Annotated in this window: 19 protein-coding genes; 11 read left to right on the forward strand and 8 right to left on the reverse strand. The window is 58.4% G+C overall.

Translation table 11 applies throughout. The features are described from left to right. Positions 1-442: 442 nt before the first annotated feature. On the forward strand, positions 443-1,804 hold the full coding sequence (gene trhP, locus CF137_RS11805; RefSeq protein ID WP_042020596.1) for a prephenate-dependent tRNA uridine(34) hydroxylase TrhP: 1,362 nt from the start codon (positions 443-445) through the stop codon (positions 1,802-1,804). Position 1,805: 1 nt separating this feature from the next. Further along, positions 1,806-2,054: a YfhL family 4Fe-4S dicluster ferredoxin gene (locus CF137_RS11810; RefSeq protein WP_042020594.1), complete on the forward strand. Its 249-nt coding sequence runs from the start codon at positions 1,806-1,808 to the stop codon at positions 2,052-2,054. Between the two features lie 88 nt (positions 2,055-2,142). Here the strand turns inward: CF137_RS11810 and CF137_RS11815 are convergent, their stop codons facing one another. Next, a complete protein-coding gene (locus CF137_RS11815) occupies positions 2,143-2,535 on the reverse strand; it encodes a DUF1090 domain-containing protein (protein WP_139719189.1) in 393 nt (130 codons plus the stop codon). Between the two features lie 158 nt (positions 2,536-2,693). Between CF137_RS11815 and CF137_RS11820 the strand changes: the two genes are divergently transcribed. Beyond that, the gene (locus tag CF137_RS11820; RefSeq protein ID WP_139719191.1) at positions 2,694-3,047 is read left to right on the forward strand and encodes a DsrE/DsrF/TusD sulfur relay family protein; all 354 of its coding nucleotides are present in this window, start codon (positions 2,694-2,696) and stop codon (positions 3,045-3,047) included. Between the two features lie 30 nt (positions 3,048-3,077). Here CF137_RS11820 and CF137_RS11825 read toward each other — a convergent pair whose 3' ends face one another. Next, the gene (locus CF137_RS11825; RefSeq protein ID WP_139719193.1) at positions 3,078-4,304 is read right to left on the reverse strand and encodes an MFS transporter; all 1,227 of its coding nucleotides are present in this window, start codon (positions 4,302-4,304) and stop codon (positions 3,078-3,080) included. 200 nt (positions 4,305-4,504) lie between these two features. Then, entirely contained in the window at positions 4,505-5,512 is a 1,008-nt protein-coding gene (sohB, locus tag CF137_RS11830; RefSeq protein WP_139719195.1) for a protease SohB, read from the reverse strand. 222 nt (positions 5,513-5,734) lie between these two features. Here sohB and CF137_RS11835 point away from each other — a divergent pair, with 222 nt between their 5' ends. Beyond that, complete coding sequence (locus CF137_RS11835) at positions 5,735-6,490, forward strand: YciK family oxidoreductase (RefSeq protein ID WP_139719196.1); 756 nt, start codon at positions 5,735-5,737, stop codon at positions 6,488-6,490. Between the two features lie 176 nt (positions 6,491-6,666). Further along, entirely contained in the window at positions 6,667-7,581 is a 915-nt protein-coding gene (locus tag CF137_RS11840; RefSeq protein ID WP_139719198.1) for a LysR family transcriptional regulator, read from the forward strand. Positions 7,582-7,596: 15 nt separating this feature from the next. Here CF137_RS11840 and CF137_RS11845 read toward each other — a convergent pair whose 3' ends face one another. Next, positions 7,597-8,769 (reverse strand): MFS transporter, encoded by a 1,173-nt coding sequence (locus tag CF137_RS11845; protein WP_139719200.1) that lies wholly within the window; start codon positions 8,767-8,769, stop codon positions 7,597-7,599. A gap of 183 nt (positions 8,770-8,952) precedes the next feature. Here CF137_RS11845 and CF137_RS11850 point away from each other — a divergent pair, with 183 nt between their 5' ends. Further along, positions 8,953-10,098 (forward strand): MalY/PatB family protein, encoded by a 1,146-nt coding sequence (locus CF137_RS11850; protein ID WP_101347687.1) that lies wholly within the window; start codon positions 8,953-8,955, stop codon positions 10,096-10,098. Positions 10,099-10,181: 83 nt separating this feature from the next. After that, positions 10,182-11,651 carry a TAXI family TRAP transporter solute-binding subunit gene (locus tag CF137_RS11855; protein ID WP_139719203.1) on the forward strand — a complete coding sequence of 490 codons (1,470 nt, stop codon included), beginning with the start codon at positions 10,182-10,184 and terminating at the stop codon, positions 11,649-11,651. A gap of 136 nt (positions 11,652-11,787) precedes the next feature. On the opposite strand, the gene CF137_RS11860 is transcribed toward CF137_RS11855, so the two are convergent. Then, the gene (locus CF137_RS11860) at positions 11,788-12,702 is read right to left on the reverse strand and encodes a LysR family transcriptional regulator (RefSeq protein WP_139719205.1); all 915 of its coding nucleotides are present in this window, start codon (positions 12,700-12,702) and stop codon (positions 11,788-11,790) included. A 170-nt stretch (positions 12,703-12,872) separates the two neighbouring features. On the opposite strand from CF137_RS11860, the gene CF137_RS11865 reads away from it, so the two are divergent. The 3 genes from CF137_RS11865 to CF137_RS11875 all read left to right on the forward strand — a co-directional run bounded on the left by CF137_RS11865 (position 12,873) and on the right by CF137_RS11875 (position 17,364). Then, complete coding sequence (locus tag CF137_RS11865) at positions 12,873-14,129, forward strand: adenylosuccinate synthetase (protein ID WP_042020579.1); 1,257 nt, start codon at positions 12,873-12,875, stop codon at positions 14,127-14,129. Positions 14,130-14,798: 669 nt separating this feature from the next. Beyond that, positions 14,799-16,133 carry an SNIPE associated domain-containing protein gene (locus CF137_RS22280; protein WP_139719207.1) on the forward strand — a complete coding sequence of 445 codons (1,335 nt, stop codon included), beginning with the start codon at positions 14,799-14,801 and terminating at the stop codon, positions 16,131-16,133. 10 nt (positions 16,134-16,143) lie between these two features. Next, on the forward strand, positions 16,144-17,364 hold the full coding sequence (locus tag CF137_RS11875; RefSeq protein ID WP_162515924.1) for an SNIPE associated domain-containing protein: 1,221 nt from the start codon (positions 16,144-16,146) through the stop codon (positions 17,362-17,364). An 83-nt stretch (positions 17,365-17,447) separates the two neighbouring features. Here the strand turns inward: CF137_RS11875 and CF137_RS11880 are convergent, their stop codons facing one another. The 3 genes from CF137_RS11880 to CF137_RS11890 all read right to left on the reverse strand — a co-directional run bounded on the left by CF137_RS11880 (position 17,448) and on the right by CF137_RS11890 (position 24,293). Continuing rightward, a complete protein-coding gene (locus tag CF137_RS11880) occupies positions 17,448-19,907 on the reverse strand; it encodes a YgiQ family radical SAM protein (RefSeq protein WP_139719211.1) in 2,460 nt (819 codons plus the stop codon). A gap of 220 nt (positions 19,908-20,127) precedes the next feature. Beyond that, positions 20,128-23,244, reverse strand: coding sequence for an efflux RND transporter permease subunit (locus CF137_RS11885; protein WP_139719214.1), 3,117 nt, complete (start codon positions 23,242-23,244; stop codon positions 20,128-20,130). Further along, positions 23,244-24,293 (reverse strand): efflux RND transporter periplasmic adaptor subunit, encoded by a 1,050-nt coding sequence (locus CF137_RS11890; protein WP_162515498.1) that lies wholly within the window; start codon positions 24,291-24,293, stop codon positions 23,244-23,246. Before CF137_RS11890 ends, CF137_RS11885 begins: the two co-directional genes overlap by 1 nt. Before the next feature lie 197 nt (positions 24,294-24,490). Between CF137_RS11890 and CF137_RS11895 the strand changes: the two genes are divergently transcribed. Next, positions 24,491-26,026: a sensor domain-containing diguanylate cyclase gene (locus CF137_RS11895; RefSeq protein WP_139719218.1), complete on the forward strand. Its 1,536-nt coding sequence runs from the start codon at positions 24,491-24,493 to the stop codon at positions 26,024-26,026. Positions 26,027-26,069 lie beyond the last annotated feature (43 nt).

Raw genomic sequence — 26,069 nt, forward strand, 5'->3', positions numbered from 1 at the left:
GCTGTGGAAAGAGAGACAACAGGTGTTGAAAGGCTGGGGTATCCATGATGGTAGACCTCAAGGTGATGGCCTACTTCAAGCTTAGCCTTTCAACACATAATTGGGACAGAGCCAATTTTATGAGTGAACAGTTCCCCCAGTTTCAACTCGTACCGGGTAATTGAACACCGGAAACTCCCGCTCAATCATCACCACACATTGCCAAAAACTGATTTTCAATTCCGGTTACATTCCTGCCAAATTGCATGATGACGTGGGGGCGAGTACAATCTCGCACCCCGAATATCCGGCGCACCTTTTTTAGATAGCCACGGATATGCCGTCATCGGGTCGCGCGGCATTGAACCTCCTCTCGGAGTGTCATCTTGCACCGCTACTCAACCACTACGATGCCATCAGGTGGCATCGTCCTGATTTGCAATCAGATATTAAAGAGTCCGCCATGTTTAAACCAGAATTGCTCTCCCCCGCAGGTTCCCTCAAGAACATGCGTTACGCCTATGCCTATGGCGCCGATGCCGTCTATGCCGGCCAGCCCCGCTACAGCCTGCGGGTGCGCAACAACGAATTCGATCACGAAAACCTGCAGCTGGGCATCAACGAAGCTCATGCGCTGGGCAAGCAGTTCTATGTGGTGGCCAACATCCAGCCCCACAACTCCAAGCTCAAGACCTTTATCCGCGACATGCGCCCGGTAGTGGAGATGAAGCCGGATGCGCTGATCATGTCCGACCCCGGTCTTATCATGATGATGCGCGAAGCCTTCCCGGATATGCCGGTTCACCTCTCGGTGCAGGCCAACGCGGTCAACTGGGCCACGGTGAAGTTCTGGCATCAGATGGGCCTGACTCGTGCCATTCTCTCCCGTGAGCTGTCGCTGGACGAGATCGAAGAGATCCGCATGCAGGTGCCGGAGATGGAGCTGGAAGTATTCGTCCACGGCGCCCTCTGTATGGCCTACTCCGGCCGCTGCCTGCTCTCCGGCTACATCAACAAGCGTGACCCCAATCAGGGCACCTGCACCAACTCCTGCCGCTGGGAGTACAAGGTGCACGAGGGCAAGGAAGATGACGTGGGCCAGATCGTCCACCGTCAGGAGCCCATCGCCATCCGCCCGGACAACACCCTGGGCCTTGGCAAACCGACCGATGCGCTGGTACTGCTGGAAGAGTCCAACCGCCCGGGCGAATACATGAGCGCGTTTGAAGACGAACACGGCACCTACATCATGAACTCCAAGGACTTGCGCGCCGTCGAGCACGTCGAGCGACTGACCAAGATGGGCGTTCACTCACTGAAAATCGAAGGCCGCACCAAGTCCTTCTACTACTGCGCGCGCACCGCTCAGGTCTATCGCAAGGCCATTGACGATGCGGTGGCGGGTCGTCCGTTCGATCGCAGCCTGATGGGCACCCTCGAGAATCTGGCCCACCGCGGCTATACCGAGGGCTTCCTGCGCCGTCATAACCACAGCGAGTACCAGAACTACGACTACGGCTACTCGGTCTCCGACACCCAGCAGTTTGTCGGCGAGATCACCGGTCGTAACGGCGACATGGTCGAGGTCGAGGTGAAGAACAAGTTCCTGGTGGGCAACAGCCTGGAGCTGATGACCCCGCAGGGCAACCTCAGCTTCAATCTGGAGCAGATGCAGAACCGCAAGGGCGAGCTGATTGATACCGCGCCGGGCAACGGTCACGTGGTCTATGTGCCGGTGCCGAAAGAAGTAGACGTCAACTTCGGCATCCTGCTGCGCAACCTCGGCGAGCGTCAGGATACCCGTCAGCCCCATTCGGCCGCTTGAGATGTCACTGCTCATCACCGACAAGTGCATCAACTGTGACATGTGCGATCCCGAGTGCCCCAACCAGGCCATCACGCTTGGCGAGGAGATCTACGAGATCGACCCCAGTCGCTGCACCGAGTGCGTCGGTCACTATGAGAAACCGACCTGTATCAGTGTCTGCCCTATCGACTGCATCATCTGGGATCCCGCTCATGTGGAGACCGAAGATCAGCTGATGGAGAAGTTTGTGCGGATGCACAGACAGTAAAACCGGCAGTAGCAGATGCACAGTTAGAGTTAAATGAAAAAAGGCCGAGCAATCGGCCTTTTTTGATCCTGCGGTCAGTCGCAGATCATCACTTACTGACCAACCGCTTCAAGGCTTCCAGTTCGCGCTGGGCCTCCAGCAACTGGGTTTGGGCTGCCTCCAGCTTGGCCTGCCGCTTGGCGATCTTCTCCGGCTTGCCGCCAGCCGTCGCCTCCTGCAAGTCACGTTGACGATCCGTCACTTCGCGCTGACGCTGACTCACCCGCTGTTGCTGCTCTTCGAGCAACCCCTCATCGGTGCAATAGGTCTTGATATTGCGGGTGGCACTCTCCAATCCGGCAATTTCCCCGCTGTTGTTGTGCGCCTTGGCAAACACCAGCTGATCATTGACTGCCTGCAAGCGCGCATCGCAGCCGACCGGTTGACTGGCGTGAGCCTGACTCGCCAACAACAGCAATCCTGTTCCTACACTTTTCCACATCTCGATTCACCCGGTCATGTTTGCGAACTGACCATAAGAACCGCGTTCCGCCAACGGGTCAAGCAAGCAGGAAAAAGGTGCGACAGAAGTTGTGCGACATCACGCAATCGCCACCCTATTGGTTCTACAATGACGCTTTTTAGGATCAGGAGTCTCTTATGAATCAACAGATTGTGGTGATTGCCAACGGCGCCCCTTACGGCAGCGAATCCCTGTTCAACGCCCTGCGTCTCGCTATCGCCCTCAACGAGCAGGGTGGCGCCAGCCTCAAACTGTTCCTGATGTCCGATGCGGTGAGCGCAGCGCTGGCCGGTCAGGCACCGGCCGAAGGGTACAACCTGCGCCAGATGCTGGAGATCCTGCTGGCGCAAGGGGTGACCATTCGCCTGTGCAAAACCTGCACCGACGCCCGTGGCATCACTGCCCTGACACTGATCGAGGGCATTGAGATCGGCACCCTGCCGATGCTGGCCCAGTGGACCCTGGCCGCCGACAAGGTACTGACCTTTTAATCACGGCACCTTGGCTGCTCTGCGAGAGCACTACCTGGCGGCCTCCTCCCGAGCGGAGGAGCTCCGCCGCCCATGATGACGGGCGCCAGCTTCATAAAGCCAAAAGGTGACCACACAGAGCAGCGCCATCAGCACATAGAGCAGCTGGCCGCTCCACTGCTCGAGGATCCAGCCTCCCAGCAGGGCGCCTGCGGCCCCGCCCAATCCTGCCAGTGCGCTGGCGCCAAAGTAGCTTCCCTTGAGGTGGGCGGGGGCCATCTGGTCGATCAGCACATTGAGCAGGGGGAACAGGATGGTCTCGCCGATGCTGAGCAGCAGCACGGCACCAAACCAGTGGCTGCGCACCGTCGGGTCCCCCAGCGCGAAGAGCAGCTGGGCCGCCAGAAAGAGCGCCATGCCGATATGAAGCCGCACCCGCACCGGCCAGCGCGACAGCAACCGCAGCAGCGGAAATTGCAGCAGCACCACGGTCAGGGCATTGGTTGCCACCAGCAGGGCAATCAGCTCGGCCACCTGCGGCATACCGGCCCGGGTCAGATATTGCACCAGCGGCGAGTGAAACTGGGAGTAGACCAGCACCATCAACAGGTTGGCCATCACCAGCAGCAGAAAGGCGCGATCCGCCAGCAACACCTTGATGGCATCCCGCAGCCCGGGGCCAGTCGCCCCCGACTTGCCTTCGCTGCCAGCTTTACGAAATCCCCAGCCAAAGGCCAGCGCCAGCAGCAGATAGCTCACCACCAGAAACAGGAAGGTCTCCTGCTGGGCGTTGATCCCGAGGGTCACCCCGAGCAGCGGCCCCAACGCAGCCCCCAGGTTGAGCAGAAAATAGCGCAGGTGCAGTGCCAACTCCCGCGCCTTGGCCGAGGCCAGGCTGTCGGCCATCAGCGCCTTGCCGGGGGCATCGATGAGCCCCGACGAGAGGCCACTGCCCATCACCCCGATCCCGAGCCAGAACACTGTGTGCGAAAAGCCGAGCAGTCCGAAACAGAGCATCGCCACCAGACAACCGGCCAGCAGTATGCTGCGCCGCCCGAAGCGATCAGAGAGCCAGCCGCCGTAAAAACTCACCAGAGTGGAGAGGGCCATCGAGCCCCCCAGCAACAGGCCGATGAAGGTGGCCGAGAGGTCATACTCCCGATAGAGCAAAATGGAGAGGAAGGGCCACACCATGTAGTAGCTGGTGCGCACCATGAAGGTGCCCAGAATGACGATCCAGACCAGCGGGGTAAAGTGCCTGAAGGTGCTCCATAACATAGCTCTGCTCCATGACCCCGCAGCGGTTACCACAAGATCCTTCATTAAACGGGGAAAGCATTCAGTTGTAACAGAGGGCTTCAATAGAAACAATGCTCGCTCAACATCAAGGTGCCACCGGATGCAAAAAGGCCAGCCGGTGGGCACCGGCTGGCCTTTTTATCACGGGATTCCCTCAGGCTAACACCAGAGGGGCGGGCTTAGCGCCAGGGGCTCTGCTGCCACAAACGCCCCAGTCCGGCTTCGAGCGCCTGCGCGCCCTGCTGCCCCAGCTTCTGAGTCAGGCTTTTTGGCTTGCGATAGCTGATGCCGATCACCTTGTGGTGGCAGGCCTGCGCCAGCAGGTAGTCATCGCTGGTGCAGAGGGTATCCACCAGACCCAGTCCCTTGGCCTGACTCGCCAGCCAGTGCTCACCGGTAGTGACCTGATCGATATCGAGTTGCGGGCGGTGCTCGGCCACAAAGGTCTTGAAGCGATCGTGGATCGCCGCCAGCTCCTCGCGAAACTTCTCGCGCCCCAGATCGTCGTTCTCACCGAACATGGTGATGGTGCGCTTGTACTGACCGGCGGTGTGCATCTCGAATTCGATGTCGTGCTTTTTCAGCAGCTTGTTGAAGTTCGGCAGCTGGGCGATCACCCCGATGGAGCCGACGATGGCAAAGGGGGCAGCCAGGATCTGATCCGCCACGCAGGCCATCATGTAGCCGCCGCTCGCCGCCACCTTGTCGATGGCCACCGTGAGTTTGACCCCCTTGTCCCGCAGCCGCTGCAGTTGGGAAGCGGCCAAGCCGTAGCCATGCACCACGCCGCCACCGGATTCGAGTCGCAGCAGCACCTCGTCGCCGGGCTGGGCAACCCCGATCACCGCGCTCACCTCTTCGCGCAGGGAGGCCACCTCTTTGGCATCCATGCTGCCGTTGAAATCGATCACGAACAGGCGGCTGCGCTCATCACCCGCCTTGGCGCGCTTTTTCTGCTCCTCTTTCTGCTGCTTTTCCAGCACCTTGCGCTCGGCCTTGCTGGCCAGCGCGCTCTTGAGCGCAAACTGCCCCTGCTCCAGCTCGCTCGAAAGATCGGTCACCACCAGCTCTCCCTTGCGCGCTTTCGGCTGGCGGCTGCTGACGATCATCAGGATGATGGCGCCGATGGCCAGCAGGAAGGTCACTGTCTTGGCCAGAAACAGGCCGTATTCGGTCAGAAATGTCACGATGGACTCCACAATGGATCGGTTTTCGTCACATTCTAGGGAGTTTGGCGGATGCGCGCAAAAAATCGCAGTCAGCGTGCCGAAAAACCAACTGTACCATCACAACCTCTCTATTTTGTTCACATTTTTCTTGCCACTGGCTGGTCAAACAGGCGCGCGGATCAGTACACTTGGCGCCGATTGCCATGCACTTATGGCCGGAATTTGTTAACAGGAGTTGTCATGCTCGATTATCAGGCACCCCGCGATCTGCTCAAGGATAAAGTCATTCTGGTCACCGGTGCCGGCGACGGGATCGGCCGCGAAGCCGCCCTCACCTACGCCGCCCACGGTGCCACCGTGATCCTGCTCGGCCGCACCAGCGCCAAACTCGAAGCCGTGTATGACCAGATTGAAGCCGCCGGTTATCCGCTGCCCGCCATAGTGCCGGTGGATCTGAAAGGGGCCACTGCTGCCCACTACCGCGGCATGGCCGAAACCTTCGCCCAGCAGTTTGGCCGCCTCGACGGTGTGCTGTTCAACGCCGGTCTGCTCGGCACCCTCTCCCCGTTTGAACACATTCAAGAGAAAGAGTGGGACGAGGTGATGCAGGTCAACGTCAAATCGGAATTCCTGCTGACCCAGGCGCTGCTGCCACTGCTGCGCCAGACCGCCAAGGCGCAGGGCGAAGCCTCCATCGTCTACACCTCCTCCAGCGTGGGTCGCAAAGGGCGCGCCTACTGGGGCACCTATGCCATCTCCAAATTCGCCATCGAGGGGATGATGGAAGTGCTGGCCGACGAGCTGGAGAACACCGGCGTGCGGGTCAACACCCTAAACCCGGGCGGTACCCGCACCAAGATGCGCGCCAGCGCCTTCCCGGCGGAAGATCCCATGAACCTCAAGACGCCAGCCGATCTGATGCCGCTCTACCTTTACCTGATGGGGTCAGGCAGCCGCGGCAAAACCGGCCAGACTTTTGTGGCCCAGCCGAAATAAACAGATGGCGCAGCCCAAATAAGCAGGTAGCGCAGCCCAAATAAACAAGTTGCGTGGCTCAGCCCAAATAAATCAATAAAATACCCAGAGAGTTGTGCCGCAGGGATTAAATTGAATAGGGAGCTTCGGCTCCCTGTAGCAGCCCCTGACCATCCTATCTCCAATCAGGTTGAATTATGTTTCGTCCCAAGAGCACGTTTGAGCAATGGCGGATCTTTCAGGCGGTAGTCGATTGCGGCGGCTATGCCCAGGCGGCCGAGGCGCTGAACAAGAGCCAGTCCTCCCTCAATCATGCGGTTGCGAAGTTGCAGCAGAGTCTGGGAGTGCCCTTGCTGGAGGTGCGCGGCCGCAAGGCGGTGCTGACCCCGGCGGGAGAGATCTTCCTCAAGCGGGCACGGCAGTTGAGCCAGCAGGTGGAGGAGCTGGAGAATCTGGCCAACAACCTAGAGCGCCATTGGGAGCCGCAGATCAACCTCTATGTCTCGGCGTTGCAGCCAAGGGATCGCCTCTATCGGGCGCTGGCCAGCTTCTATCCCCGCAGCCGGGGTTGCCGGATCAATCTGCACGAACGTATTCACTGTCACTTCAATGCCCTGCAGCCGGGGGATCTGATGCTCTCGGAGCACCTGCCCGGCGATCAGGCTGGTCTGCCGCTGGACGAGGTATCCCTGCTGCCCCTCTGCGCCGCCAGCCATCCACTGGCACAGGAGAAGGGGGCGATCCGCAGCGATGTGCTGATCGGCCACAACCAGATAAGCCTGCATCCCCCCATTCACCGCTCGGTAGACTGGAACGATGCGGATGACATCGGCTGGAAGGCCACCCACTACCACGAAGTGACCGCCATGCTGCGTCTCGGCCTTGGCTACGCCTGGCTGCCGCGTCATCTGGTGGAGCGGGAGCTGGCGGAAGGCTCGCTGGTACAGCTGGATCTGGAAAGTGGCAACGAGCGCCACCTCTACACCTATCTGCTGACCCTCTCCCCGGAATCCCTCGGCCCCGCGACCGAACTGCTGCTACGCTGCCTGCGCAACGAATATCAGAGTGAGTCAGCACAGCTCCCACGCATCCAGCCCCGGCACGGCAAATAACAGCTAAATCCCCCGTCAGACGTCGGGCACCCGCCAGCAGGCGGCCAGTGCCACCAGCGCCAATCCCAGTGCCACCATAAAGACCCCGTGAAAACTCCACACCTCCGCCACCACACCGGCGATGGCCCCTGCCATGATGGAACCGGTACGGATACTGTTGGCAAACAGGGTGGTCGCCACCCCCGCCCGTCCCGGCATCAGATCCTGAAAATAGGACATGCCGATCCCTGCCACTATGCCGATGAAAATGGCATTAAACAGCTGCAGCCCAATCAGGGCATGTTGATCGGTGAGGGTCACCAGTCCGCCATAAAACAAAGCGCCGGACAGCACCGCCAGCAACATCATGGGGCGCTTGCCAAAACGGGCCGTGTAGTAGCCTGCCAGCAACATAAAGGGGATCTCGATGGCAGCGGCAGTGCCCATCAATATCCCTGCAAGCTTCTCATCCAGTCCCAGCTCCCGGGTGATATAAAGCGGCATATTGATGAGGTACATGCTGTTGCAGGTCCACATCAGGGTGGAAGCAATAAAGAGCGCCCGCACTGCCGGGTCCCGCCAGCTGCTGACCCGCTCGGTCTCTTCAGCCATTTTGGGTAGCGGCAGGGAGGGCAACCAGCGCCACACCACAAACGCGCAGAGCAGATAGGCCAGCGCCGAGGCCAGGTACATCAGCTCGAAGCCATAGCCGATGGCCAGCGCAAAGGCGATGGGTGGGCCTATCACCCAGGCCAGCGAAAACTGGGCCCGCATCACCGAGCTGAACATGTCTGCCCGCTTGTTCCGGCTGTCCGAATACTCCCGCGCCAGAGCAAACAGCTGGGGGCTGGCGGTAGCCGCCAATGCCGCCAGCAACACCCCCAGACTCGCCAATAACCAGTAATTACGGTTCCAGGCAAACAGCAGCGAAAGGGCCACCCCGGCAAAACAGCAGCGCAGGATCAGCCGTTTGCGATCCCCCTTGTTGTCGGAGCGATGACCCAGCCACTGGGTGACCAGAATGCCCACCACCGCATTGATGGTGTAAAAGAGCCCGACCAGTACCGGGCGCACCTGCACCTCCTCGGCCAGAAACAGGCTCAAGGTCGGCACCTGCAGCGCCACCGCGACGCCAGTCATGAAGGTCACCGCCAGAAATGAAAGGGACACCGGATCCGGGCGTTTTACCGCCGCTATCGACAAGCTCATTGCGTTACCACTGATTGGAAGGAAAAAGGCGGGCCAACTGGCTGCGGCCGTATGAAAATTCGGCGCTTATCTTATGTCACTATCAAGAGCAGGTTCAAGGATGGCATAAGCGGGTGTGCGCCTTGCGAGGGAGGCCGTGACCCCGTAGAGTGAACCCCCATCCGACCAGCACAAGGAGTTCGCATGTTTGATTTTGATCGGGAAATAGAGCGCAGTGGCACCATGAGCCTGAAGTGGGACAAGTACAAGGATCAGGATGTGCTGCCCATGTGGGTTGCCGACACCGACTTTGCCTCCCCCCCTGCGGTGGTCGAGGCGCTGACCGCCCGGGTTGCCCACGGTATTTTTGGCTACTCGCGCCCCTCGCAGCGCCTGATCGAACTCATTATCGAACGGATGGCGACCCGCTATGGCTGGGCAATCGAGCCCGAGTGGCTGGTGTTCCTGCCCGGCGTAGTGCCCGGCCTCAACCTCGCCTGCAAGGCGTGGAGCCAGCATGGCCGGGGCATTATCACTCCCAAGCCGGTCTATTACCCCTTCTTGCAGGCGCCCGGCTTCAACGACCGTCCGCTGCTCACAGTGCCAATGATTGAAGAGGCAGGACGCTGGGTGCTGGATCTGGCAGAGCTGGAGCGTCAGGCCCCCGCCGCAGATCTGCTGCTGCTCTGCAACCCCCACAACCCGGGCGGCACCATCTTCACCCGTGACGAGCTGCTGGCCATCGACGCCATCGCCGCGCGCCACAATCTGGTGATCTGCTCCGATGAAATCCACTGCGATCTGCTGCTGGATAAACATGCCCGCCACATTCCCTACGGCGCCATCAGCCCAGAAGCGGCCGAGCGCTGCGCGGTGATGATGGCCCCGAGCAAGACCTTCAATATCGCCGGTCTGTGCTGCTCCTTCGCCATCATCCCCAACGCCCGTCTGCGCTTTAGGCTGCAGCAGGCAATGCGCGGCATCAGCGCCGATGTCAATCTGCTGGGCTTTGTCGCCGCCGAAGCAGCCTATGAGGGTGGCGAGCAGTGGCTCTGCGAGCAACTCGACTATCTGGCGGCCAATCTGGCCCTGATCCAGCAGGCGGTTGCCCGCTGGCCCGGCGTCACGCTGGCCAGCCATCAAGCCACTTATCTGGCCTGGATCGATGTCAGCGCCCTTGGCCTTGCCGACCCCATCGCCTTCTTCGAGCAGGCCGGGGTCGGGCTCTCACCGGGTGCCCAATTTGGCAATGGCCAGTTCGTGCGGCTGAACTTCGGCTGCACCAAGGCACGGCTGACCGACGCGCTGGCGCGAATGGAAGGGGCAATCCTCAACCACAGCAAGCCCTAGTCAAGCGGCAACGGGATGGGGTCAGCCCCATCCTTTGTTACCCGGCGTCGTCAGCCACAGCTCCACTTAGTAAACGGTCAATTATGTCTCTACGGATCTTGCGTCACCTTCTGCTCCCCCTCTGTGCGCTACCTGCGCTGCTCCCCTTGAGCAGTCAGGCACTGACCATAGGAACCGGCCCGCTCAATGGCGTCTACTACCCGACGGGCGGTGCCATCTGCCGGGTGCTCAATGCTGGCCATGCCCTGCACGGGGACAGCTGCACCGTGCAGAGCACCCGTGGCTCCATGGCTAACCTCAAGGCGTTGAACAAGGGGGAAGTACAGCTGGCGCTGGTGCAGTCCGATGTGTTGCACCACGCCCTGCACGGCAGTGGCCCGTTCAGCGGGCAGGGCGCCAACCATGAGCTGCGCAGCCTGTTTCGTCTCTATCAGGAGTCGCTGACCCTGCTGGCAGCCCCCAATAGCGGCATCACCACCCTGGCGGATATCGAAGGGAAGCGGGTCTATCCGGGCAACCCTGGCACCGGTGAACAGATCACCAGCAAAGCTCTGATGGCGGCGATGGGGTGGCAGCCCGGACAGTTTGTCGCCTACCAACTCAAGTCGAACAGTGAACCACTGGAAGGCCTGTGTGATGGCTCGCTGGATGCCGCCTTTGTGGTCGAGGGTCATCCCAGCCTCTCTATTGGCGATCTCATCAATCGCTGCAAAGTTCGTCTCATCCCCATCGAAGGGGAGCAGGTCGACAAGCTGCTCAAACATCATCCCTACTACCAGCGCAGCCGCATCGCCGCCAACCTCTATCCGGGGCAGACCAGCTCTCTCAACAATATCGGGATGAGCGCCGAACTGGTGACGCTGGACAGCTTGCCGGACCCCATCGTTCGTACTGTGCGCGATACCCTGCTGGCCCGAGTCAAGCAGTTCAGCCGCCTCCATCCCGCCCTGAGCAAGGTGACCCCCGAGCAGTTGCAGGCGCAAACCGAGCTGCCTTTGCACTCGGGGATGTCAGATCAGCCACCCGAGCCGTTATCACTGACCCCCGAGCAATTAGCACCAGAGCAGTTCACAGCGGCGCCGTTGACCTCAGGCGCAGAGCAAACGGCGATGCAGGCCAGTGCCGCCGAAGGGACGGCAGCCCTTACCGACATCCCATCGGATGCCACCGCCACCAGTAGCGCAGCGCTGGCCACCGGGAGCGCAGCGCTAACCACCGAAAGCGCAGCGCTGGCTACCGAGAGCGCCCCCCTGCCCGAGGCAGCGCTCGAGGTCACCCCTGAGCTGACAGCGCCGCCCGCCGAAGTGACGACCAACGCCAGCCTGACACCCTCGGCCTCCTCCGCCGCGCCAACTATTCCTGCTGTATCGGCTGCGGTATCGGCGGCCGCTGCGACCCAACTGCAGACAAGCGCCGCATCGGCAACGGTGTCAGCAGCGCAGGGAACACAACCCACGGCCAGCAGCGCGGCTGCTAGCGAAACCCCACCACAGGAGAAGGCCGACATGGCCCTCTCACCCGCCACCAGCGCAGCCGCGCCGCTGCAACCCTGAATCGGGCAGCACAGAGCAACGCATCAGGGCAGCCTCGGCTGCCCTGATTGTGAGTGCCCACTTGCGCTAACTGGCTTGTGGCTAATAGCTGGTGGCAATTGTCTTGTGGAAATGGTTGCGCAACCTGACTGCCCTGCTACTGCTCAAATCCCCGGTTCAGATAGGGATTGGGCTTCTGGATCTCCTCCTCCACCCAGTGCAGCAGTTGCTTGATCGCCCGCGACAGCACCTGATTCTGCCGCACCACATAGCCCAGACTGGTGCCGGGAAAATCGCTCAGGCTGGTGACCGGCGCGGTCAGGTTAAGGCGCGGATGCAAAGAAAAATCCGGCACTATGGCAACGCCAAAGCCGGCCTCGGCCCAATCGAGCTGGGCATCCACGCTGCCCACCTCCATGATGCGGCAAGGGGGCAACGCCAGCAGCGGCAGGGACGGATCGATCACCGCCCGGGTACGGGTGTCATGGCCCAACAAGATCAGGGTCGGCTCATCGAGGGGATCGCTCTCTCCCGCGATGGCCCGCTCTTGCCAACGTGCCAGCCCGTGGCCCAGCGCACACCAGGTCACCTGCTGCAGCTCGGTATAGAACAGCGGCTCGCTGCGCTTTTGCGCCATCACGAAGCCCAAATCCGCCTTGCCCGCCTTGACCAGCTCGGCGGCCTGATCCGAAGTGGTGTTAAACAGGGTGAGATCGATGCCGGGAAACTCCCGCTTGAAGCGCTGGAACGGCTGGATCAGCAGCAGCCGCGAGATAATGTCGCTGGCGGCGATGGCCAGCGTCCCCTGACTCAACTGATTGAGGGCATTGAGATCGGACTGACAGAGCTGCAGCTCGGCGATGGTGCGTTCGGCACTTTGCAGCAATCGCTCCCCCGCCTGCGTCAGCCGAAACGGGCTGCGCTCGATCAGCCGCACCCGGGTCGCCTGCTCCAGCCGCTTGAGATGCAGGCTGACATTGGGCTGGGTCATGTGCAGCTCGGTGGCGGTTTGGCCAAAATGTTGCAATCTGGCCAGGGTGACAAAGGTTTGCAGCCAGTGAATATCCAGCATAAGAGTCCCTCAACCCGCTATTGACGCGGTCTGTACGGCAAAATTGGGCCGTTTGCCGCTTAATTGGCCACTATTATATGGCTTTCTTATCGGAATTATAAAAATAATTAATTTTTCTAATCCGCATCAGGCTCCTAGGATGGACGCCTAACGTCTTAGGAGAAAGAGTCATGTCGTCTATCGTAGTCGTAGGTGCTAACTGGGGTGATGAAGGCAAAGGCCGCATCGTTGATTATCTGGCAGGTCAAGCTGGCGCCAGCATTCGCTTCCAGGGCGGCAACAACGCTGGCCACACCGTGGTCAACGATCTTGGCACCTTCAAGCTGCACCAAATCCCCAGTGGCGTATTCAGCCCGGATTGCCTGGTTGTTCTCGGCCCTGGCATGGTGATCAGCCCAGAGAAACTGACCGTTGAGCTTGATGAAGTCAAAGCCTCCGGCGTGACTCCGAAGCTGGCAATCTCTGATCGCGCAACCCTCTGCCTTCCGCTGCACGCGCTGGAAGATACCCTGGAAGAGCTGCGTCTGGGCGATGGCGCCTATGGCTCTACCCGTCAAGGTATTGCTCCGGCCTACGGCGATCGCGTGATGAAGAAAGCGATCCTGGTTGGCTGGCTGAAGCAGCCGGACGTGCTGGTCGAGCGCATCCAGTTCATGCTGGACTGGAAACTGCCGCAGATGAAGGCTATCTATCCGACCTTCGAATTCACCCAGACCGCCCAGGAGATGGCCGACTGGCTGCTGGAAGTCTCTGCCCCGTGGATCGACGCCGTGTGCAACGTCAGCATGCCGCTCAAAGCGCTGCAGGCTGAAGGCAAGACCCTGCTGTTCGAAGCGCAGCTGGGTGCTGGCCGTGACCTCATCTATGGTGAGTACCCATGGGTCACCTCCTCCCACGTTTCCGGTGCTTATGCCGGTATCGGTGGCGGCCTGCCGGCACTGCGCCCAGAGCGCATCATCGCCGTGGCCAAGGCATTCAGCTCCTCTGTCGGTACCGGCACCCTGCTGACCGCCATGGAGAACCAGGACGAGTTCCGCAAGATCACCAACGAGTTCGGTGCCACCACCGGTCGTCCCCGTGACGTTGGCTACTTCGATGCCGTCGCCACCAAGAACGGTGTTGAGCTGCAAGCGGCAACCGAAGTTGCCCTGACCAAGCTGGACTGCCTGACCGGCCTGCCGGATCTGAAGATCTGCGTCGCTTATGAAGGTGCTCACACCGAGAACCCGATCTGGCCACAGACTGCAGCCCTTAAGCCTGTCTATGAAGTGATGGAAAGCTGGAGTGAAGACATCACCGGCTGCCGCACCTTCGAAAGCCTGCCTAAAGCCGCTCAGAACTACGTGCTGCGTATTGAAGCACTGCTGGGTGTGCCGGTTCCGATGGTTTCCGTCGGCCCGGGCCGTGACGAGATGATCCTGCGCTAAGCAGCCCGCTCATCGTCAAACAACAAACCGGCATCCATGATGCCGGTTTTTTTATGGCTGCCATTTAGCTCTCGCCCTTGAATCACCCGATGCCATGGCGCAAGCCAAGCGCCCTGCACTCCCAGGTCAACGTTGGGCTACGATTTTTAACCCAACATACGGGATTTGATGACGCAGCTCAAAAAACGATGTTTTTCTGATGGTTACCTCCGTTTTGTGCTCGCTGGCACAGCTTCGTTTGACTTACCATAGCCATCCAGAACCTGTTGAACTGCGATGGGTTGCTGCCAGCGCAGGTCAAGGGAGCATATTGGAAGCTGTAATCCACGGGCGGTAGCGTATTTTTATTTTCGTAGGTTGGCGCAGAGCGCAGCGAAGCCCAACAGGCGAGTATTATTGCGCCAACCAGAACGGGATAAACATGGATGTGGCAGTTCGGTAAAACAAACTCCAGTTACATTTCTCGGTAAACGTTGGGCTTCACTTCGTTCAGCACCAACCTACTATTTTTAGCCCAACATACGGGATGTAATCCACAGGCGGGAGCGTGAAATTGGGTGGCATTACGTATCGCTCAGAAAAGTGTGTGTCCCAATTTTCACGACAACATTAAGAGATAATCAAGTCAATTATGATGTTTTCAATAAATGAAATTTATAGGACGTAATAATGGAAAGTGTACCATCAAATTTACCCATCATGTTTTTTTTAGCTGCACTGACATTATTGATGTTAGGATTTTATTTGTTACGACAGAAAAAGAAGTATGAGTCTCTAATTTCAAACCGTCAAAAACAAATAGATGAAAATCCTATTGAAGTAATCCTCGAACAACTTTCGGTCCAGTATAAGAAAATTGAAAATAATATAGAGCATGGACTAAAGGAATTAAATTCCCTTAACGAAGGGATAGCACAAACAAAGAGTCTTTCAAAATTCATTGATATTGGATTACCACCACCTACATTTAGACTAGGTGATAGCGAGTCCTTAAAAGAGAACATTAAAAAATGTAGGGATGAACAGTATAATTGCATAGCAAGAGGAAATGCTACTGATGCAATATCAAACTGGACATTTTTTGGCAGTAAATCTGATGGTGAAAAAATGACTGGCGATTATCGCTCATTATTACTAAAAGCCTTTAATTCCGAGTTTGAAACAATACGAAAAAAAATGCGGCTGAATAGTTATGATGTTGCTTTTAAAAAAATATATAGATTGAATGAGCAACTCACAAAATTAGGTGAAACCGTCGGGGCATTCATTACAACTCAGTATCTTGAATTTAAAATTAAAGAACTTACCGTTTGGCATCAAGAGCTGGTTAGGCTTGATGAACTTAAACAGATAAAGAAAACACAACAAGCCGCACTCAGAGCACAAAGGTCATCTGGCGATGATGTGGATGAGTTGGATGAAGAGATCGGTGTAACGGAATCACAATTAAAAAGAGCGCAAAGATCGGCAGAAAAATTGGTCGGTGAAGAGCGGGCAAGGATGCAATTACGCATTGATGAAATTGAGGAGGAAAAGCGAAGGCTGGAAGAGAAATACTGTCGCGCTATTTCACAAGCCCAATTAACCAGAGCCGGTTATGTATATGTGATTTCCAATCACGGTAGCTTTGGTGAGAGTGTTGTGAAAATAGGCATGACGCGACGCTTAGAACCAATGGATCGCGTCATCGAACTAGGTGATGCAAGTGTCCCATACAAGTTTGATGTTCATACCTTAGCGTTCGTTGAAGATGCACCGAATGTGGAAAAAACTCTGCATGAACTATTTTCTGATAATCGAGTTAATAAAGAAAATCTTAGAAAAGAATTTTTTATTACTGATCCGAAAACAGTTAAAGAAGCAATGGTAAATATGGGGATTGAATCTGATTGGTACTTTGATACTGAAGCAAAAGAGTTTCGTGAGAGTGAGCTAATACGATCTACATTACATGCTCAAACAGGCAACACGAAACTATCTTCCACATTACCTGCAAGTATCTAGGATAAATATCATGTTGATTATTAGCATAATCAGTTTCACTCTCGCTGTAGTATTTTCTTTTTATTGCTATCAAAATCTACAAAGATTAAAGCCTACTTATGATGAGCTAGAACGTCTCTTTTCTCCTGTTGAAAAAGAAAAAGCCAAACTGGGTGAAATCGAAGCGAAATATCGATTACTCCAGCAAGACTATCAAAATGGTAGGTCTACACTACGGTCGAAAGAAGATCTGATCAGCCAATATGACATAGGTATAGGAACTGTAGATCAGATAATGTATAAAAGCTCCAAAGACTCATCCAGTTTAGATGCACTAAATACGAGACTCACCAAAGTTCAGGATGAAGCAAAAAAACTGGTTAAGGATAAGCAAGCTTGCATCTGTACCTTAGGAGATAACCTAGCGGTCAATAACAGCAAAGCAAAAGCGAAAACGCTGATTAATCGTGAGATTAAATTGCGTCTTAGATGCTTCGATAACGAGGTTGATGCAGCAATTTCATTGGCAGACTGGAATAATATCAATCGCTTAATAAGCCGTGTACGACGTAGTTTTGATGAAATAAATGACTGCGGAAAAATAATCAAGACTCAGATTCAAAATCCCTACCTTTTACTAAAACTTGAAGAGTTGATGCTTTCCTATGAAATAGTGAAATTGGTAACAGACATAAAGGAAAGCGAACGGGAAGAAACTAGGCTAAAAAATGAAGCCGAGCGTGAAGAGGCAAAGATCAAATCTGCGGCAGAAAAAGCGACAAAGAACAGGGAGTTGATGGAAAGACTAATTCAAAAAGAATTGAGTAAGCTTGATTCGGCGACTGAGGAACAACGTGAATTACTAGCAATGCACCAACAGGAGCTAGAGATCCTAAAACAACGCGAGAAAAGGGCCGTATCGATGGCACAGCTTACTCGGGCTGGATACGTCTATGTTATTTCTAACGAAATGTCCTTTGGCCCTGATGTAGTGAAAATAGGTATGACTCGACGGGTAGACCCATACGACCGAGTCCGTGAGTTGGGTGATGCTTCCGTACCGGACACTTTCGACGTTCATGCGATGTTTTACTGTGACGATGCACCCGCGCTGGAATCATCACTACATCAGAAATTTGCTCATGCCAGGATCAATTTGGTCAATAACAGGAAAGAGTTTTTTAGAGTTTCACCGGACGAGGTGATTACCGCAGTTGAACAGAATGGTATTGAAGTGCTCCGAGCAGCGTAAATCTATGTAATCCCACCTTCAATCAATAAAAAGGCGACCATCTGGTCGCCTTTTTATTTCTATCGTTTTCCCAATCAGGAATATTAACGAGCCGGTCGTTTAGCGCCATTTCCTTTGGCCGCAGGCTTGCCGCCCTGAGTGGCAGGTTTGGCTCCCGGCTTGACAGAGCCAGCGCGGGTCGGCGCCTTGCCCTTGTGCGCGGGTTTCCCCTGCCCTGTCGGTTTAGCATCTGGAGCTGCGGGCTTGCCGTTGCCAGCCCCTTTTTGCAACTGGCCACCCACAGGTTTGCCATTGCCCGCCTTGCCGCCATGTTTGCTGGCCGCCGGGGCATTAGTTGCACCAGCCTCGCTGCGGGCGGCACTGTTGCCACGTCCGTTGCTCTGGCCACCAGTGCCCTTGTTACCCGTACCATTACCACCATTACCACCATTGCCACGCTGATGGCTGATGTTGCTATGGCGCGTCAGGGCCGGTTTCAACCCCTTGTTGGTGCTGCGCGAGGCCACCGCCTCACCACGCCCTTCCGCTGGCACCAGACAGCCGGGGCCGTTGCCAATCAGGTGGCCCTTGCCCATGGCGAGCAGGGCTTCGCGGATCATCGGCCAACCAGCCGGATCGTGGTAGCGCAGCAGCGCCTTGTGCAGGCGACGACGGCGTTCACCCTTGACCACGAACACATCGCCACCGGTACGGCTCACCTTGTTGAGCGGGTTTTTCTCGGTGTAATACATGGTGGTGGCGTTGGCCAGCGGCGACGGGTAGAAGTTCTGCACCTGATCGAGCTTGAAGCGGTTCTCTTTGACCCACAGCGCCATATTCACCATGTCTTCATCGGTAGTGCCCGGGTGGGCGGAGATGAAGTAGGGGATCAGGTATTGCTGCTTGCCCGCCTCTTTCGAGTATTTGTCGAACAGCTCCTTGAACTGGTAGTAGCTGCCCATGCCCGGCTTCATCATCTTGGAGAGCGGCCCCTCCTCGGTGTGTTCCGGCGCAATCTTGAGGTAGCCGCCGACGTGGTACTTGGCCAGCTCCTTGATATAACGGGGATCTTCTACCGCGATGTCGTAACGCACCCCGGAGGCGATCAGGATCTTCTTGATCCCCTTGAGGTCGCGCGCCTTGCGATAGAGGTTGATGGTCGGGGTGTGGTCGGTGTCCATGTGGGCGCAGATGGTGGGCCAGACACAGGAGGCGCGACGACAGGTCTGCTCGGCCTTGGGACTCTGGCAGCGCAGCTTGTACATGTTGGCGGTGGGGCCGCCGAGATCCGAGATAACGCCGGTAAAGCCGGGCACCTTGTCGCGGATATCTTCAATTTCTTTGAGGATCGACTCTTCCGAACGGCTCTGGATGATGCGCCCTTCGTGCTCGGTGATGGAGCAGAAGGAGCAGCCGCCAAAGCAGCCGCGCATGATGTTGACCGAGGTCTTGATCATCTCGAACGCCGGGATCTTCTCGTTGCCATAGGCCGGGTGCGGCACCCGCTGGTAAGGCAGGCCGAACACGCCGTCCATCTCGTCGGTTTCCAGCGGGAAGGCGGGCGGGTTAACCCAGATGATGCGATCACCATGGGCCTGCGACAGGGCGCGGGCACAGCCGGGGTTGGTCTCGTGGTGCAGAATGCGCGAGGCGTGGGCGTAGAGCACCTTGTCCTCTTTGACCCGCTCGAACGCCGGCAGCTTGACATAGGTCAGCTCCCACGGCTTGGGCTTGGGCGGCTGCACCAGCACCGGCTGGGCCTCTTGGGCGGCAGGGGCCGCTTCGGTCACATCGTCAGAACAAGGAGCCCCTTCCATATAGGGGTTCATGATGGGATCGATGCGGCCAATCTGGTCGAGCTTGCTCGAATCCACCCCTTTCCAGCCCGGCAGCGGCTCCTTGCGGATCACGGCGGTGCCGCGAATGTCCTGCATGGTGTCGATGCTCTCCCCCGCTGCGATGCGGTGGGCCACCTCGATCAGCGGTCGCTCGGCGTTGCCGTAAATCAGGATATCGGCCTTGGCATCAAGCAGGATGGAGCGGCGGATGGTCTCGGACCAGTAGTCGTAGTGGGCGATGCGGCGCAGGGAGGCCTCGATACCGCCAATCAGCACCGGCACCTCTTTGAACGCCTCTTTGCAGCGCTGGGTATAGACCAGAGTGGCTCTGTCCGGCCGCTTGCCACCCACATCCCCCGGGGTGTAGGCGTCGTCGTGGCGCAGCTTCTTGTCGGAGGTGTAGCGGTTGATCATGGAGTCCATGTTGCCCGCAGTCACCCCGAAGAAGAGGTTCGGTTTGCCAAGGCGCATAAAGTCATCCTTCGATGACCAGTCCGGCTGGGCGATGATGCCGACCCGAAAGCCCTGGGATTCGAGCATGCGGCCAATCACCGCCATGCCGAAGCTCGGGTGATCCACATAGGCATCCCCGGTCACCAGAATGACATCGCAGCTGTCCCAACCCAGCTTGTCCATCTCTTTGCGGGACATGGGCAGGAAGGGCGCCGTGCCGTAGCACTCGGCCCAATAGCGGGGATAGGAGAAAAGGTTGGGTACCGGCTGCATTTTGAACACCTGGAAAAATTCGGGTCGCGCATTATACCGGTTGCGGCCAAGGGGAGCGATGGCTTTTTGTCCCTATAGATCCCGCGGAATAGGCCGCCGCCAGCAATAACAAGGGCGCCCGCAAGCGCCCTTGTAATGATAAGGCCGACAACCGGCCCCGCTTGGGTTCAAGTCAGGGTTCGGGTCAGAGTTCAAGTGAGCGTTCAAGCCAAGGCGCGGATCAGGGCGCCGGAGGGTGCGACTCCCCTGCCCCTTTGGCGGCCAGCGCTTCGTCAACCTGCTGATCCCGCGCCCCTGTCATACCAGCATGGCGCGCCAGCAGATGGTAGATGGCAGGCACCACCAGCAGGGTGACCAAAGTTGCCAGTGACAAGCCGAAGAACACCACGGTACCCACCGCCATCCGGCTCTCGTAGCCCGCCCCCATGGAGAGCATCAGCGGCACCGCGCCGATAATGGCGGTGAGGGAGGTCATCAGGATCGGCCGCAGACGGCGCACCGAGCCTGCGATGATCGCCTCCTCGAACGATTCCCCGCGCTGGCGCAGCTGGTTGATGAACTCGACGATCAAGATGCCGTTCTTGGTCACCATGCCGATCAGCATGATCATCCCGATCTGGCTGTAGATGCTCATCTCCTGCCCCGTTAGCCACAGGCCCAAGAGACCACCGAAGATGCCGAGCGGCACCGTCATCATCACCACCGCCGGGGTCAGGGTGCTCTCGAACTGGGCCACCAGCACCAGATAGACCACCAGCAGGGCGAGGCCAAACACCAGCGCCATCTCCCCCTGATTGTCGCGGTAATCTTTGGAATCACCGGCGTAATCCACCGTCATGCCGGTCGGCAGATTGGTGGTGGCCCAGCCATCGAGAAAATCGAGGGCCTCGCCGAGGGTGTGGTCGGGGTGCACGTCGGCCGTCAGGGTAATCGCCTTCTGCCGCTGGTAGTGGTTGAGGCGGTTGGCGGTTGCCACCTGTTTGACGGTGGCCAGGGTCGAGAGGCTCACCATCTCGCCGTTGGCGGCTTTCAGGTAGATGCGGCCAAGATCCGAGATACCGTTGAACTCGGTCTGGTTGCCGCGCAGATAAACGTCATACTCCTCGCCCCGGTCCACATAAGTGGTCTTGCTCACCCCGCCCAACATCGCCTGCAAGGTGTTGGCAACGGTGGAGACCGGAATGCCAAGCTGGCTGGCGCTGTCACGGTTGATGGTCACCTGCAGCTCGGGGGTCTTCTCGGCGTAGTCGAGATCCGGGCTCAGCATCAGGCCGCTGGCCAGCGCCGCCTTTTGCAGCTCAAGTCCCTGCAGGTAGAGCTCGCCATAGTCGTTACCCTGCAGCACAAACTGCACCGGCGCAGTGGACCCACCACGAAAACCCGGCATAAAGGGACGGATCATCACATCAGGAATACCTGACAGCTTGCCCCCCAGGGTGCGGGCAAACTCACTGGCGGTGATATCGCGCGCGGCCCAGTCGGTGAGCTGGATGATCGCCATGCCGGTCTGATCGCCACCGCGACCAAAGGCAGGGGTACTGAAGCTGAGCGCCTGCACCACCCCTTGCCCCAGCATCGGCATGATGGCTGACTCCACCTGCTGCATATTGCGCTTCATCCGCTCTATGCTGGTGCCCTCGGCCCCCTTGACGAAGACGAACACCACCCCGCGATCCTCGGTGGGGGTCAGACTGTTGGGGATCTGGCTAAACAGCGCGCCAATGCCGCCAAGGCAGAGCAGCAACAGCAACGGCATCCAGCGGGAGCGGCGCAATACCCACGCCAGCAGCTGGCGATAGATCCCCTCCAGCCAGCTCATGCCACGATCGAGCCCGGCAGTCAGTCGATTCGGCTTATCCAGCGGGCGCATCAGCCAGGAGCCCATGGCCGGGGTCAGGGTCAGCGCCACCAGCGAGGAGCAGAGCACGGCGAGCGACAGCAGGATCGCAAACTCGGTAAAGAGCCGCCCCACCATGCCATCCATAAAGGCGATGGGGACAAACACCATCACCAGCACGGCGGTGGTGGCAATGACCGCAAAGCCCACCTCGCGGGTGCCGTGCCAGGCGGCTAGCAGCGGCGGTTCACCCCGCTGCAGATGGTGGTGAATGTTCTCCACCACCACGATGGCATCATCCACCACCAGTCCGATGGCCAGAATAAGCGCCAGCAGGGTGATGAGGTTGATGGAAAAACCAAAGTACCAGGCGCCGATAAAGGCGGAGATCAGCGACACCGGTACGGTGATCGCCGGGATCAAGGTGGTGCGGGCCTGTCCGAGGAACAGATAGAGCACCGCCACCACCAGCACGGCGCAGATGGCCAGAGTCTCATACACCTCGTCGATGGCCTGCTTGATAAAGACTGTGGAGTCGTAATCCACCTCGAGCTTGGCCCCCTCCGGCAGGAAGCGCTGCATCTCGCCGAGCTTCTGCTCGATCCCCTGCGCCACCGCCAGCGGGTTGGCGGTGGATTGGGCGACGATGCCGATACCCAGACTCTCTTTGCCGTTGCGCTGATAGGCGCTGTCTTCGTTCTTGGCCCCCACCGCCACATCGGCGATATCGGCCAGATAGACGCTCTGACCGTTGGCGGCAGCGCGGATCTGCAACTGCTGGAAATCCTCCGCCGTGTGGTAGAGCCGGGCGATCTGCACCGCCATGGTCATGCTGTTGTTGCGGATCTCGCCGCCCGGCAGCTCGATATTGTCCCGCTTGAGGGCATCCTGCACATCGGTCACATTGATGCCACGGGCCGCCATATCCGCGGGCCGCAGCCGCACATACATCACCTGGGTCAGGTCACCGGAGAGCTCTACCTCGCTCACCCCATCCACCAGACTCAGGGGATCGACCAATACGCGGTTGGCGTAGTCGGTCATGGCGGTGCGGTCCATCTGGCTGCTGCTGAAGTTGAGCCAAATAGCCACGTCGCCGTTGCCGCTGTCTTTGGTCACCAGCGGATCATCGGCATCATCCGGCAGCTTGTCCTTTGCCCGGGAGAGGGCATCGCGCACATCAGAGACCCCTTCCACCATGTTCCAGCCGAGCTTGAACTCGACGGTGATCATCGAGCGCCCCTTACGGGTCATGGAGTTGATGTTCTTGATGCCGCTGATACCGGAGAGTTGATCCTCGATGGGTTTGGTCACCTGACTCTCCATCACCGAGGGGGCTGCCCCCTCATACATGGTGGTGATGGAGACCGACGGCGTCTGCACATCGGGCATCTCCCGTACCGTCAACTTGGAAAAAGCCACCAGCCCGAACACGGTGAGCAGGGCGCTGAGCACGACAGCCACCAGCGGGCGGCGTACTGAAATATCGGAGAGCCACATCAGCCGTTCACCTCGGCCAGATCACGCACCTGCACCCCATCACGCAGATTGACCAAGCCCTCGACCACGATGCGATCCCCCACTTTCAGCCCCTCGGTGACCCAGACGGTCTCCCCTTCGGTCTCGCCGAGTACCACCGGCACCCGTTTGACCCGGCCATCGGCCTCGAGACGGTAAACAAAGCGCTGTTCACCAGCGTACTCCACCGACTGGGCCGGGATCAGGGTGAGCTGCTGGGCAGGCAGCGCCAGCGCCACGTTGAGTAACATGCCCGGCCGCAACTGGCCGCTGTCATTGGGGATCATCACCCGCGCCTTGATGTTCTGGGTATCGTTGGAAACGCGGCTATCGAGGGTGGTGAGGGTGCCGCTAAAGTGCTGATCCGGCCAGGCGGTACTGGTGGCGGTGACCGCCATGCCCGGTTTCAGCAGGGAGAGGTAACGCTCCGGCACCGCCAGATCGAGGCGCAGTTTGTCGATCTCATCCAGATGCAGCAGGGTATCGCCGCTGTTGACCAGCGCCCCTTCGCTCAGATCAATCAGGCTCACGGTGCCAGCAAACGGCGCCCGCAAGGTGCGCAGGGAGAGCTCATATCGGGCGGCATCGAGCCGCGCCTGCACCTGCGCCACCATGGCCTCCTGCCCATCCAGCAACGATTGGGTCACGGCGCCACGGGCCACCAGTTTACGCATCTCCCCCAGCTTGCGATTTTCATCGCGCAGGCTGGCACTCTGCTCGGCCACCGCCGCCTGCTGCTTGCCGGTATCCAGCGCAATCAGGGTATCGCCCTGGTTGACCTGCTGACCCGACTGCACCGCAATCTTGACGATGCGACCGGTCACCTCGGGGCTGATCACCACCGAATTGTTGGCAACCAGCTTGCCCACCAGTTTAAGGGTCGGCTCAGCCAGACTCTGCGCGACCGTTTGGCTACGAATATTGACCTCTCTGGCCGGGGCTTTGGCGGCGGGTTCGCTGTGGCGCATGGTCCAGACAGCAGCAATCACAATCAAGGAAAGGCCCACACCGAGCCAGATACGCATTTTCATCGAACAATCCATGAAGAGTAGGAAGGTAAATCCAGATTGGGGCCATTTTAGCCCCATACTATGCCGTAACTATGTATAAATGTGACAAAACGTAACAGGCGTGGCGCGAGATCACTGCATCTTGGTCGGTTCAGTTTTTTTTCAGACCAGCTCGCATACACTAACGACAATTTCTTTCGCAACCCGACTGACTGCCTATGCCCAAAATGTCTGACCACCGCTTTCTCACACGCCTGACCTGGCTCCTGTTCGCCGTGGTCATCCTGCTGATTGGTCTGACCTTGCGGCAAAGCCAGAAACAGATAGAACGCCTCTACCAGAGCGGTACCCTCAACAGCGCCATCTACCTGCGGGATCGGTTCAAACAGACCGAAGTGTTTCTGGAGGCGATGCGCGGTCAGGCCGAAGAGCGACTGCGCAGCGACCCCCAGTCGGTGCTCACCCGTCAGCTCTATCGCCATATCGAGGCGCTGCCAGAGGGGCTGGCCCTCGACAAGCTCCCGGACGATTTACCGGCCGGACTGGCGGGCAACCTCACCGGTGACGGCCCGCTGCCACCCCCCGGTAGTTCGCGGGAGGCGCAACTTCATTTGGCGCTGAGCCTCTCCCCCTTGCTGGCCACCGCCAGCCAGCGCCTTGGCAACGAGATCGCCTGGGCCTACTTCACCGGGGTGGACAACTTCATCTACCTCTATCCCTGGATCCCCTCCAGCCAGTTTCGTTTTGCCCGCAGCATCTATGACAAGCACTACTGGCAGGATGCGCTGATGTCACCTAACCCCAGCCGGGACACCATTCTCTCCCGCCCCTACGAAGATTTTGCCGGACTGGGCACCATGGTCACCATGTCCCAGCCTCTCTACAAGGACGGCTCGCTGGTAGGGATGATCAGCATGGATATCCTGCTCTCACGCTTACAATCGCAACTCAATCAACTGACACCGGCGCTGGGTGAGTATCTGCTGCTCAATCATTACCAACAGGTACTGGCCAGCAGTGCGCTACAGCCGGTGGTGCCGAAAAACACCGAGCCAACCGCAGAGTACCAGTGGCGAGAGGGGGCATTGCAACTGACCCTGGCGATCCCGGACACCCCCTTGCGGCTGGTGCACAACGTCACCCTACTGCCGCTGGTGTGGGCCATGCTCTGCCAGTCCACGCCGACCCTGCTCGCCATCCTCTTTATGCTGCTGGCGGTCCTCTCCAACCTGAGATCCCATCGTCTCAACCAGCGGCTTAACTATCTCTCCTGTCATGATGCCCTCACCGGCGCCTTCAACCGCCACTATCTGGCGCGACTGGAGCAATCAGGCGAGCTGACGCGACAGCGGCCGGGGATCCTGATGTTCGATGCGGATCACTTCAAACGGGTCAACGACAACTTCGGCCACGCCGTGGGCGATAAGGTGCTGATCCGGCTGGTGCAGCTCTGTCAGCAACAGCTAAGAAAACAAGACTGCCTGATCCGCTGGGGCGGCGAAGAGTTTTTGCTGCTGGTCAACGATTGCAACGACACGCAGCTCGCCGACATGGCGGAGCGGCTCAGAACCGCCGTGGCCGGTAATGACTGGGGAGCCATTGAACCTGCGCTGGCCGTGACCATCAGCCTCGGCTATCACCCCCACGCAGATGGCACCCCGCTCCAGGAGGCGGTGCGCCGTGCCGACGAGGCGCTCTATCAGGCCAAGGCCAACGGCCGCAACCGCAGCGAAAAATGGCAGGGTGACGCCTGATGACTCTCGACGTAAGCTGATCCCTCACACCCCTTTTTGGAGG

Source organism: Aeromonas sobria, assembly GCF_006243315.1.
In the GTDB taxonomy this organism is placed as follows: Bacteria; Pseudomonadota; Gammaproteobacteria; order Enterobacterales; family Aeromonadaceae; genus Aeromonas; species Aeromonas sobria_A.